General features: G+C 48.2%; 8 protein-coding genes and 2 pseudogenes. 3 read left to right on the plus strand and 7 right to left on the minus strand.

The window, feature by feature from the left end; translation table 11 throughout:
- Nucleotides 1-4: 4 nt before the first annotated feature.
- The 3 genes from M3650_RS21745 to M3650_RS21755 are packed head-to-tail and all read right to left on the minus strand — an operon-like array spanning nt 5 to nt 3,394.
- Nucleotides 5-862: an ABC transporter permease gene (locus tag M3650_RS21745; RefSeq protein WP_233696696.1), complete on the minus strand. Its 858-nt coding sequence runs from the start codon at nt 860-862 to the stop codon at nt 5-7.
- Nucleotides 849-1,799, minus strand: coding sequence for a nickel ABC transporter permease (nikB, locus tag M3650_RS21750; RefSeq protein WP_251577718.1), 951 nt, complete (start codon nt 1,797-1,799; stop codon nt 849-851). The genes M3650_RS21745 and nikB overlap by 14 nt, the downstream gene beginning before the upstream one ends.
- Nucleotides 1,796-3,394, minus strand: coding sequence for an ABC transporter substrate-binding protein (locus M3650_RS21755; RefSeq protein WP_251577720.1), 1,599 nt, complete (start codon nt 3,392-3,394; stop codon nt 1,796-1,798). Before M3650_RS21755 ends, nikB begins: the two co-directional genes overlap by 4 nt.
- A 435-nt stretch (nt 3,395-3,829) precedes the next feature.
- Between M3650_RS21755 and M3650_RS21760 the strand changes: the two genes are divergently transcribed.
- A complete protein-coding gene (locus M3650_RS21760; protein ID WP_272943477.1) occupies nt 3,830-4,648 on the plus strand; it encodes a class I SAM-dependent methyltransferase in 819 nt (272 codons plus the stop codon).
- A gap of 109 nt (nt 4,649-4,757) precedes the next feature.
- Here the strand turns inward: M3650_RS21760 and M3650_RS32735 are convergent, their stop codons facing one another.
- The 3 genes and pseudogenes from M3650_RS32735 to M3650_RS21770 all read right to left on the minus strand — a co-directional run bounded on the left by M3650_RS32735 (nt 4,758) and on the right by M3650_RS21770 (nt 6,299).
- Nucleotides 4,758-4,967 carry a GNAT family N-acetyltransferase gene (locus M3650_RS32735; protein ID WP_369011141.1) on the minus strand — a complete coding sequence of 70 codons (210 nt, stop codon included), beginning with the start codon at nt 4,965-4,967 and terminating at the stop codon, nt 4,758-4,760.
- A 112-nt stretch (nt 4,968-5,079) separates the two neighbouring features.
- Nucleotides 5,080-5,202, minus strand: a pseudogene (locus M3650_RS21765) (GNAT family N-acetyltransferase); the annotation flags it as partial.
- A gap of 164 nt (nt 5,203-5,366) precedes the next feature.
- The gene (locus M3650_RS21770) at nt 5,367-6,299 is read right to left on the minus strand and encodes a DNA-3-methyladenine glycosylase family protein (protein ID WP_251577722.1); all 933 of its coding nucleotides are present in this window, start codon (nt 6,297-6,299) and stop codon (nt 5,367-5,369) included.
- Between the two features lie 484 nt (nt 6,300-6,783).
- Here M3650_RS21770 and M3650_RS21775 point away from each other — a divergent pair, with 484 nt between their 5' ends.
- Both M3650_RS21775 and M3650_RS21780 read left to right on the plus strand, forming a co-directional pair.
- Nucleotides 6,784-7,818 (plus strand): efflux RND transporter periplasmic adaptor subunit, encoded by a 1,035-nt coding sequence (locus M3650_RS21775; protein ID WP_251577724.1) that lies wholly within the window; start codon nt 6,784-6,786, stop codon nt 7,816-7,818.
- A 1-nt stretch (nt 7,819) separates the two neighbouring features.
- Nucleotides 7,820-10,915: an efflux RND transporter permease subunit gene (locus tag M3650_RS21780; protein ID WP_251577726.1), complete on the plus strand. Its 3,096-nt coding sequence runs from the start codon at nt 7,820-7,822 to the stop codon at nt 10,913-10,915.
- Between the two features lie 254 nt (nt 10,916-11,169).
- Here M3650_RS21780 and M3650_RS21785 read toward each other — a convergent pair.
- A pseudogene (locus M3650_RS21785) lies at nt 11,170-11,373 on the minus strand (cytidine/deoxycytidylate deaminase family protein); the annotation flags it as partial.
- Nucleotides 11,374-11,743 lie beyond the last annotated feature (370 nt).

Below are 11,743 nucleotides of genomic sequence, written 5' to 3' on the forward strand. Positions count from 1 at the left end.
GCGGTTACCTTTTGACATCCAACGCATCTCTTAAACCTTCACCGAGCAGATTGCATGCCGCCATCACGAGCAAGATGGCCAGACCGGGAGACAAAAGCAGTCGTGGCGCGGTTTGCAAATAATGCCGACCATCGCTGAGCATCGCGCCCCACTCCGGGGATGGAGGCGCAACACCGAGACCGAGGAAGGCCAGACCGGAAATCGCAAGAATCATTCGGCCGACATCCAACGCGGAGAATACAAGCACGGTTGGCACCGTACCGGGCACAATATGCCGGAACATCAGCCAGACGTCCGACGAGCCACAGCCGCGGCTGGCTTTGACATAGGGCTTCTCCTTCAATGACAACGTCATCCCTCTCACAATTCTCGTATACTTCGCCCACCACACGGCGACGACCGCGAGTAAAATATGCAACGTTCCCGGCCCAAGAAATCCCGTTAGTACAATGGCCAGCAGTAAATTCGGGAAGGAGAGCATCGTATTCACCACGACCATGATGATCCGATCGAACACGCCCCCATAGTAACCAGCAATAACGCCAAGGGGCATGCCGATGAGAAGAATAAGTGCCATCGCAGTCAACGGCATGACGAGTGAGGCCATGGTTCCGCTAATGATTCTTGAAAAAACGCATCTTCCCATTTGATCGGTCCCAAGCGGGTATTCCAAGCTAGGCGGCAGCAGCTTCGCAGTAAGATTGACCGCAAGCGGATCGTGAGGCGCAATCATGGGTGCCAGAATACCGACCACAATGACCATTAACAGGATATACAAGCCGGAGCTGGCAATCTTATTCCCTAGCGGATTTCCGATTGCTCCCGCCATTTTTCTGATACGCTGTATGTTAAAGTTCCTCATAACGACCGCCTTCTGCCCGAATTCTCGGGTCAAGCCAATAATAAATGAGATCTACTGCCAAATTCACCACGATAACGCAAGCGGCTGTCAGCAGTGTAATTGCCTGAATGACCGGATAATCGCGGTTAAAAATAGCATCAATCATCAATCTGCCTACCCCTGGCCATGAGAAAATCGCTTCAACAATAATCGAGGAACCCCAAAAATAACCAAAGCTATTCCCGATTACCGTTATAAACGGCAGCAATGCCGGTCGAATCGCATGCTGAACGATCAAACGGCTTTGCTTGATTCCCCTAGCCCGGGCCGCTTTATAATGGGGATCTGCTATCGCCTCCAGCATCCCAGCTCGCAACATACGAGCATATACGGCCGCCATGCCCGCCGCCATCGTTATGGACGGCATTATATAATTCATAATTCCTCCGTCACCCATCATGGGGAGCAGGTTAGTGCGGATACAGAACAAATAAATAAGCATGGCTCCTATCCAGAAGTGCGGCAGCGATGCGCCCAAAATAGATAGGAAACGAACGGCATGGTCGAGGTGCTGCTGCTTATACCATGCCGATACGATGCCGGCTGGAACCGCAAGAATATACGCGACAGCGAAGGAGGCGCCCATCAGTCTCAAAGTCGCTGGCAACCGCGCTGCGAGTTCCTTCGTAACCGGCAGCCCGCTTTGAAACGATAGTCCCAGACGTAAATGAAAAATTTCATTCAGCCATGCTCCATACTGCGCAATCAGTGGTTGATCAAGCCCCATCTGGCGCCGTATTTCTGCTACGCTGACGGCGTCAGGAATAATCCCCTTGCTTCTCAGCCATATATCCGTCGGATTTCCAGGCATTAATTGAACGAGTGTAAATGTTACAACAGTCACGCCTAGCAGGGTGGGAATTGTCCAGATCAGTCGCTTAAGCAGACCTTTATTCATCGTTGTTCATCCAACCGAAGCTTTTCCCATACAATCGGTCTGAATGTAGTCGCTCCTAACTGTACGTCAGAGATACGATTGTTCACTACAAACAAGTCGTCGGGGTAAAACAACGGCACACTCATTGCTTCTTCATTCATCAATTGAAAAATATCATTGTAAGCTTTAAACCGTTCTTCGTCAGTAAGAGTCGCGGCCGCGCGGTCAATCAAGCTGCTTAACTGCTCCGTGCCGAAAGCGACCGCTGGAGCCTCATTTGTTTTATAAAAAAGCGCCATCAGGAAGCCAAGTGGATTGAAGGCATCGGCATACGTCCTGTAGATGAGCAAATCGTACTCTTTGTTCTTCCACAAAGCATCGTAATACGAAGCCTGCTCCAGAACCTTGAGCTCTACTTGGATGCCAACTTTGGACAATTGGTCCTGAACAGCTTCAGCCAACGGTTTCCATTCAGGATACTCCTCGGTTTGCAGCACAAGTGAAAACACAAGATTTTCTCCTTCTTTTTCAACCGTTCCATCCCCATTTGCATCCTTCCAGCCAGCCTCGTTAAGGAGCTGCTTGGCCATCTCCGGATTATATGAGTAACCTTTATTACTGTCCTCGGAGACGTAGGCATTAGTTGTCGGAAGTATGCCGGTAGCTGGACTGCCCGTACCGTCAAACAAGTCTCGTGCGATAGACTGCTTATCAACAGCATAATTAATCGCTTGACGCACCTTTTTATCGGCAATTGCCGCATTTGCATCATTAACAACAAGGAAGTAAGAAGCGGTGCCCTTTTGAGTGGCCAGCTTCGTCTTCTCTCCATTTTTCAGTAATGATAAGCTTTCCAACGGAATTTTACTAACTTCGCCTCCCGCAATATCAATAGTGCCGTTCTGGGCGGCTAGGACACGCGATTGGGAATCCGGAACCACTTTGAACGTGAGCTTATCAATTCCGGACTTAACGCCCCAATAGGTAGAATTAGGCGTAAAAACAGTTTGTACATCTTGTTTATATTCTTCCTGTACCCACGCTGTTGTGCCGATCGCCTTTACAAATTTGCCCTCCGGATCGCCAGCCGGTTCGACGGAAGTCGGACTCATGATTCGAAACGGCCTAGGGTAGGAAAGTTCCGCAAGTGTCAAATAATAATGCTTCGTAAACGTAAGCTTAACGGTAAACTCATCTATCACTTTGACCGATGTTAGATTTTTCGAGGTCAACAGCCAATCATGCTCAGGCTTATTCGCCCAACGATCCACGGAGAACTTTACTGCTTCTGCATTAAAAGGCGTTCCGTCAGAAAATTGGACATCCTTACGTAAATGAAACGTATACTCTTTGCCATCAGGCGAAATATCCCAAGACTCAGCTAAAGCGGGCTGGATCTCCCCTTTTTCTCCATACTCAACCAGAGAATCGTAAATTAACGGGTAAGCTTGCATCATTCCTTCATAAGAAGCTGCATCCAGTCGGTTGATTCCACTATCCGTACTGCTTGCGACGGTAATCTGTTTGGCTTCGGATGGAGCAGCCTCGGAGGATTCTTTTGCACAACCGGCAATGACGATAACCGCCAGCATCAGAATAAACCATGGTTTGAGCATTTCTATGGGTGCTTTGTATCTTACAGCAATTTTTATTCTCACAATCTCTCTTCTCCCCGCGATATTGAATTACTTGAATTAAGTTTTGATACGGCTTCGTTACTTTTCTCAAAATATTGGAGAGGCGATACTCTCCCCATTTGGCGTTTCCGCTCACTCTCCCCTTCTGTCAGTAACCACGATTCCCGCATGACTCAGGCGCTAGGCAGTGTAATCTACCGGTGATGCTGCTGCATCATCCGAGAAGCCATGTTACTAGGGGCATGCACAGCAAAGTCAATCACCCATACGAAAGATGCGCCTTCTGAACGAGAGGGAGAGTGGAGAGAAGGACTTGACAGCGTATCGATACTGACTGGAAATGTGATCTTTCTCTACTTCAACTTATATTATTTTTTATGTGTGATGAAAAAAAGCTTGCCCTCATTAATCGTAATGATTACTATTATAGGAGCGCGTTTGCAAAACTGTCAATATAAAATAGACAAGATCAAGGAGGGTATGATGGAAACGAAAAACCGTTCTCAACAATATTGGGATGAAAGCGCCGAGGTTTATAATGATATCGTTTTGGATGAGCTTAACAGCTTTAAAGCGCCGGCATGGAGGGCCATAATTGAGCAGCATATCGGCAGCGGATCGGGGCTTGATGTGCTGGATGTCGGTACCGGACCCGGTTTTTTTGCGATTCTGTTGAGCGGTATGAATCATACGGTTACGGCTGTCGATTCATCGCCGCTCATGCTCAAGCAGGCGCAATTCAACGCCTTCCGAGCGGGGGCTGTCGCTCAGTTTATACAAGGAGATATTGGCGTTCTCCCTTTCCAGGAAGCCAGCTTCGACGTCATTATAAGCCGCAATGTAACCTGGACACTGCCGCAGCCTTTCGCAACATACGATGCATGGCACAGACTGCTGCGTCCGGGCGGAAAAATCGTTATATTTGATGCGAATTGGAATAAACATCTTGTAGATGAAGAGCAGCGCAAGCAGTATATGGAAGATTGTGAAACCGCGAGAAGGATGGGTTATGGCATTGAGCTGGAAGAAAGCCTTGAGCGCGAAGGCGATGAAATTACGAGTAAGCTTCCGCTTACCTTTGAGCATCGTCCTGATTGGGATGTGCAATCACTGGAGAAAATCGGTTATAGGGAGATTGTCTGCAATTGGGGATTTGACGAAGCTATCTACACAGAAAGCGAAAAAGTGCTGAACAGGACGACGCCCATGTTCTCCATTGTCGCGGAAAAGTAAGTTAGCCAGTCAGATTAAGGGAAGAACAGCTTGTCCTTCTTCTAGGGACAAGCTGTTTGCGATCTAATAGTTGGGCAGTGTGTCGCATTCCTACGCTGCTTCATCTACACTATCCAATAATTTTATTCATATGAATTCTTGCCTTGTCGGCAGCGTATTCCGTGTATCCATTTGAATGATAAAATGCAATGGCATCCTTCCACGCATGGTTCGTTTCTAGGATGATTCGTCTGTAGTTTTTCTGAACTGCCCGTTTCTCCAGCTCGTAAATCATCTTTTTTGCATATCCCCTTCTTCGATGTTGCTTTTCTACTGACATACGAACAATTCGTACGGTTCTGCTAGACCTTCTAATATTAAGCTCTTCGCTTGGTCTTGTATGTTTCTATTAACCTCTTGGATATTCAATTCCGGCAACACGTATTTCATAGTCAAAATTCAAACCGCCCCCCGTTGGTTGCCTGCATAAATGTATTCAAGGCTGCAAATCCCGCTTTTTTGTACACCTTGATCGCTCTTTCATTGAAAGCAGCGACGGCAAGCGTCAGCACTTTCGGACAAAAGCCCTTACCGGAAATGTGCCCCTGACTACTAAACCTTCTATACCTGCAAAGGATTGCAGTTCCATCTCGGATAAATCCTAATTTGTTTATAGCATAAATTGGATTGCGAAATACGTCAAACCTAATAGAATCCCGTTTTTTTCGAACCTATCCTGTCACTTGGAATTTACCTTCGCAAGTTCCTCTGCTTGAAGCTGAAACCACCAGAGAAAGGCCGCCCATCCCCTCCACGGTGCCCATCGTTCCGCCAGTTGCCGCACCTGCTCCTCCGTAGCCTTTTTTCCGATCCCATAGGTTCGGCCGATTATCGATTGCAGCCCCACATCGGCTGCGGGAATTGCGTCTGGAACCCCGAGTCCACGCATAAGGACAGACTCTGCCGTCCACCTGCCCACACCCTTGTATTGCATCAAAGTCTTGCACGCAAGGCTATAATCAACGTTACGCAGCTCTGGCAGGTTCAAATCACCGCCTGCAACCGCTTCAGACACGGTTATAATGGTTCTCGCCTTTTGATGACTCATTTGAATGCCTCGTAGTGATTCTTCCTTAAGTATTGCAGCGTCTCCGGGCTGCGGAAACACCCCGTACTCCGTTCCGTCATACGCAATCTTTCGCCCGCATAATTCCACAAAAGCGAGCTTCAGCTTACGCGCAAATCGCACATGAACCTGTTGTCCAATAATGGCCCAGATGAGCGCTTCATAAGGGTCCGCGACAAGCACCGGACGCAAACCGCGATAGTTCTGTATGAGGCGCCCAAGTATCGGGTCATGAGCGTACAGCTTGTGAAAAGATAACGGATCTGTATCTAGCGTAAACGTCCGTTTCACCCATGAAACGGCTTTTTCTGCGATTTCCTTACTGATTTTTTCCCCCGTTAATTGTAGATGCAGCGTCGTATGTTCGATTGACCCCGTGCTTGTAATCTGAACGAGCACATCCGAGCCTGAAAAAGTTAACGCGCGGGAATACCGCTCTTGATTCACTCGTTCTAATATGGCAGCAGTCGACGAGCGAAGATGGGCCAAAGCCAACCCAAAGTTGTACGGACGCGCAGGCGCAAGGTCAGTCTCAAAAATGTCCATTCCTCTTTACCTCCAGATGTGGTGCAGCAATTTTTCGGAATTTGCCCAGCATCGAAGTATAATTTCAGGTAACAGTGAATGCTGGCTATCCCAGTATAAGATCCAGTAGCTTCGACGAGCATCGAAATGTGGATGTTTTTACATTTGGAGTGCAAAGAGGCCTTGAAAAGGATAACGCTCCGACCCATAAAGGGCATACCCTTACCCTTCCGAAGTTCACATCCGCTTCCCCGGCCAACCGGTGCATTCCACTACAATAAAAGGCCGGAACGCCCCGAGCTTTGAACATTTTCAAGAATGAAGTTATGCAACTAGCAATCCAGCCTCTCATTCGTTATTTTCTTCTAGCAAAATGCTGGCATATTGTACCTTTATTCGTGAAACTGTGGTAGATTAAGCACGTATAATTATTAGCTTTCTTTATTTTGGAACGACGTTCCTAGATAGAGACAACCTATACATCGCAAAAGGAGTGGTATAAATCTTGAAAAAACATTGGCTGTGCGCTAGCGTGCTTGCGTTAACGCTGAGTGCCGTATTAACAGGTTGCACCCCGCAATCAGAACAACCACTGCAAGGAGCACAGGAAAAAGAAACTCCCGTTCAAGTCGCTCCGATTGAGATTGGAGCTCTTAGCTTGCAGAATGAAATTATCGGAACAGCCAATCCGAACAAAACCATCGACGTCATTCCGAAACTCAACGGCGAGCTGAGCAAATTAAATGTGAAAAAGGGGGATTACATCAATAAAGGAGCTTCTCTGGGCAGCATTAACGCAGAGGACTTGGAAATCCAACTGCAATTGGAACAGTTCGCCTTAGAGCAGGCGCAGGATCAATATAAAAACACACATAACGCTGCACCGGCAGAAATGGAACTGGATCAAGCGAAGCGAAGTGTCGAGCAAGCCCGGCTGCGGGTGAAACAAGCCCAGAACCGGGTAGATGACGCTTATCTGAAGGCTCCGATTAGCGGGCGAGTCATTCGTGTCGCCGCCGAAGAAGGGGGATTCGTCACGTCAACTTCCCCGCTGTTTACGATCGTGTCCACCAATCCGGTTACGTTAACTGCCAATGTCAGCGCTAACCAAATGCTGCTGCTGCAGGACAGGAAGGAAGCGAAGGTGGAAATTCCTGATCTAGGAAAATCTTTTTCCTCCAAGATTACCTACCTTTCCCCTATAACCAACGAATCTGGCTTCTATACATTGGAAGCGCAGGCGGACAATAAGGACGATGTGATTAAGCCGGGAATGATTGCGAAATTCATTGTCGATCAGGAGCTGCTGAAAGACGCTCTTCTCATCCCTACCGAAACCATTGTAGAGAAAAACGGATCGGCACATATATACATAGTGAAGGACGGCCGCGCAGTTGAAAAAGCTGTCGAGGTATTGGAGTCGCAGACGAAAATGTCTGCCGTGAAAGGCGATTTCCATAAAAACGATCAAGTCGTCGTGAAAGGTCAGTTCACGTTAAGCGATGGCAACAAAGTGAAGATTATCGAGGGGGCGCGATAACGTGAAAATCATTGATCTCTCCGTTAAACGTCCAATCGGCGTCATCATGATCGTGCTCGCCATTATTGCGCTCGGCTTGATCAGTTTGCGCAGCCTCGCGATCGACTTGTTTCCGAAAATCGATCTGCCGATTGCCGTCGTTGCGACTTCTTATCAAGGCGCGGCTCCCGAGGAAATCGAGAAACTAATCTCGCGACCGCTGGAATCCTCCTTAAGCACCATCCAAGGGATTAATACGGTCTCCTCACAATCGCAAGCGAATTCATCCCTAGTCATGCTGAATTTTAAAACCGGCACCAATATGGATAATGCCTTAATTGACGTGCGGGAAAAAGTCGATCAAATCAAAAGGATGCTGCCTGAAGCCGCCAACGATCCGACCGTGCTCCGCTTTGACCCGAACCAAATGCCCATCATAACTCTGGGATTGACGGGAGCTCAGCCGGAGAAGCTGCAGGAGATTGCCGACAACAGCATTATCCCCTTCTTTGAACGGGAAAACGGTGTCGCCTCCGTCTCCGTCCAGGGCGGAAAAACACGGGAAATTCTCGTTGAGCTGGACCGCGCCAATCTGGCCCGCTACGGCATTACGCCTTCACAGGTTGTGCAGGCGCTCAATATGGAGAACAAATCCGCGGCGGCAGGAAGCGTCCCGAAGGGTGTGCAGGAGCTTCAAATCCGCATCAAAGGCGAATATTCTTCTGTAGATGAAATTCAACAAACCTTGATCCATTTGCCTAACGGCGGGCAGATTCAAGTGAGCGACGTGGCTCAGGTCACCGATACATTCAAGAAGCAAAATTCGCTTACGCTGGTTAATGGCAGCCCTGCGCTAGTGTTGTCGGTGCAGAGACAATCAGACGCGAACACAGTTGCGGTAGCGGATCATATTTACAAGGCAATGGACAAGCTGGAAGCGAAGCTGCCGCAAGGAATCGAGCTAAAGATGGTATCGGACACCTCCATTTTTATCCGTCAATCGATGGATAGTGTCGTCAGCAATATGCTCAGCGGCGGCTTTCTGGCGATATTGATTTTGATTTTATTTTTGCGCAGCGTCCGCTCAACGTTTGTTATCGGCATATCGATGCCGATCGCCATCATTTCTACGTTTACACTCATGCATTTTACAGGGCAAACGCTCAATGTCATTTCCATGGGCGGCCTTGCGCTCGGAATCGGGATGATGGTAGACAACTCCATTGTCATCTTGGAAAATATTTTCACGTATCGGCAAAAAGGAATGTCTATGAAAGAAGCCGCGGTCAAAGGCGCTTCCGAGCTGGCTTCCGCCGTAATCGCGTCCACCATGACGACGTTGGTCGTGTTCTTGCCGATCGTGTTCGTGCAAGGAATTACGTCGGATATATTCCGGCCGCTGGCTTTAACGGTCTGCTTCTCCCTTATTGCTTCTCTCGTCGTGGCGATAACGCTCATTCCGATGCTGTCTTCCAAGCTGGTATCCGCGAAGAAGAAGGAAAAGGCAGAGAAGAAGGGCTGGTATACCCGCTTTTTTGGTCTTTTTATTACGTTCTACAAAAAAATATTGCGTTGGGTGCTCGGACACCGCAAAACGACGGTATTCGGCACGTTTGTGTTGTTAATCGGGAGTTTTTTCCTCGTTCCATTCATTGGCATGGAGTTTATGCCGGGCGGCGATCAGGGCCAAATCCAAATCACCGTTCAGACGCCAAGCGGCACGAATCTGGAGGAAACCAAAAAAATAGCTGACAAAGTATCCTTACTACTAAAGCCATATGAGAAGGCAATCGACACCGCGTCGGAATCGATCGGTGGAGGTGGCGGCCCGTTCGGAGGAAGCGCCAATTCAGCGACATTTATGATTCAGTTGGTTCGCGCAACCGAACGGGAAATTACAACGGACGAGATGATGCGGCAATTAACGGAAGCCGCCGGAGAATTAGCCGGAGCGGAGATTACCGTATCCGCGATGGAATCCGGGTTCGGAGCGGGGGCACCGATCCAAATCAAATTAAACGGGCAAGAGCAAGATGTGCTGGAGGAAGTCGCCAATCAGGTCGTGTGGCTCATTTCCGAGATCGATGGCGTCTATAATGCAGAATCATCTGCGGCGGAAGGAAATGCCGAGTTGAATATTACTATCGACCGGAGCTTGGCCGCTAAATATGGATTGACCTACCAGCAAATCATGAATGAAATTTCGCTTGCGATTAACGGGCAGTTAGCTACGCAATACCGGGAAGGCGGCAATGAATATGATGTAAGAGTCATCATGCCTGAAGAGAGCCGGTCAAGCATTGCGGCGCTAAACACGTTAACGATTCAATCGCAGAGCGGCAGATTGGTCCCGCTGTCCGACGTGGCTGAATTTAACCAGCTTCAAGGTCCTGTCATGATTCAGCGTGAAAATCAGCAGCGGCAAATCAATGTTACCGCCGACATTTCAGGAAGAGATTTGGGCAGCATCTCCACCGAAATTGAACAGGCGCTATTGACAATGAACTTTCCGGAGGGGTATTCCTACTCAATGGGCGGCCAAACCGAGGATATGATGAAGTCCTTTGTCGATCTCGGCATCGCTCTCATCTTTTCCATTTTCCTGGTTTATGTCGTGATGGCCGTTCAATTCGAGTCCCTGCTCTATCCGTTCATTATTATGTTCGCTATGCCGACAACCTTTACGGGTGTCACGCTAGGCTTGTTCATCACCAAAACTCCGTTAAGCGTAACCGCCTTAATCGGAGTCATTATGCTAGCGGGTATCGTCGTGAACAACGCGATTATTCTGGTCGATTATATCAATATCATGCGCAGAAGTGGACTCGAGCGGACAGAGGCGATCATGCAAGGGGCGCCAAGCCGGATTCGTCCGATTTTCATGACAACCTTGACGACCGTGCTCGGATTGCTGCCGCTCGCGCTCGGCATCGGCGAAGGCGCAGAAATGCAAGCTCCTCTTGCGGTCGTCGTTATATTCGGCTTGTCTTGCTCGACCATCTTTACATTGCTGCTGGTGCCGGTCATGTATACGTATCTGGACGATTTTTCGAACTGGATCAAGCGGCTGTTCACTAGAAAGAATAAAGCAGACAAAACAACGGAAATAACCGCATAAGTTATTCGATTGAAATGTGAAAACCTCCAGCACCGCTATACAGCAGGCTGGAGGTTTCCTTGTATCGGAACATTAATTGATATGCTGGCCTTGCACCCTATTTCAAGTCAAAATAGTACATAAGAAATTCATAGAAACTGGTCCAATCCGCTTCTAACTTACCTGCTATCAGCTTTTCGTCTCCGCCCTCAAAATCAACATTGTACACACTGTCTGATCGTGTATCTAGAACCAAGCACGCATCTGCGCACATTTCACTCAGAACGACATACTGATTCGGAAAATGATGATATTGTCTGCACTGTTCCGTCCACCGTGTGAATGGCTGCTTTCACCTCTCCCCCCCAATAAAACAGCCTCTCCTGACAAACCCCACAGGGTGTCAGTATTTTGAAGGGAGCATGTTCATCATCTCGGACAACACAATTGGTATGTGTAATCTTCTCTTCTAGCTTGTGCGGCACACCCGTTGGCCATTAACTATCGAATGAGGCCCGCGATGGGATCTTAGGATAGTCCACTCATTTTACCAGACAGAGCAGTAGATTATCTATTCTGTAAAGAGACCTCTCTAAGGAAGAGGCCACTGAAAAACACGGCTTTTGTACGTAACCGAAAGTGAACACATCAAAAAATACGATTTTCATTCAGATTTCACGAATGAAAATCGTATTTTTTTTGCTTACTGTCCCACTGGAGGCGAGCATTTTCAACCCATAAGCTTCAGTATTCGCTTTACATTAACCGCAAATATCGCCATTGCCCCCTGAATCTCCATGCCAACCAGACCCGAGGAGGACGCAACGTCGTACCCGTGTCTATGCTTAA

It is taken from the genome of Paenibacillus sp. MER TA 81-3 (genome assembly GCF_023713585.1).
Taxonomy (GTDB): domain Bacteria; phylum Bacillota; class Bacilli; order Paenibacillales; family Paenibacillaceae; genus Paenibacillus_B; species Paenibacillus_B profundus.

Coding starts and splice junctions, on each gene's coding strand:
- M3650_RS21745 (WP_233696696.1), bottom strand. CDS start 862: ATGAGGAACTTTAACATACAGCGTATCAGAAAAATGGCGGGAGCAATC.
- M3650_RS21760 (WP_272943477.1), top strand. CDS start 3,830: ATGATTACTATTATAGGAGCGCGTTTGCAAAACTGTCAATATAAAATA.
- nikB (WP_251577718.1), bottom strand. CDS start 1,799: ATGAATAAAGGTCTGCTTAAGCGACTGATCTGGACAATTCCCACCCTG.
- M3650_RS32735 (WP_369011141.1), bottom strand. CDS start 4,967: ATGTCAGTAGAAAAGCAACATCGAAGAAGGGGATATGCAAAAAAGATG.
- M3650_RS21755 (WP_251577720.1), bottom strand. CDS start 3,394: ATGCTCAAACCATGGTTTATTCTGATGCTGGCGGTTATCGTCATTGCC.
- M3650_RS21770 (WP_251577722.1), bottom strand. CDS start 6,299: ATGGACATTTTTGAGACTGACCTTGCGCCTGCGCGTCCGTACAACTTT.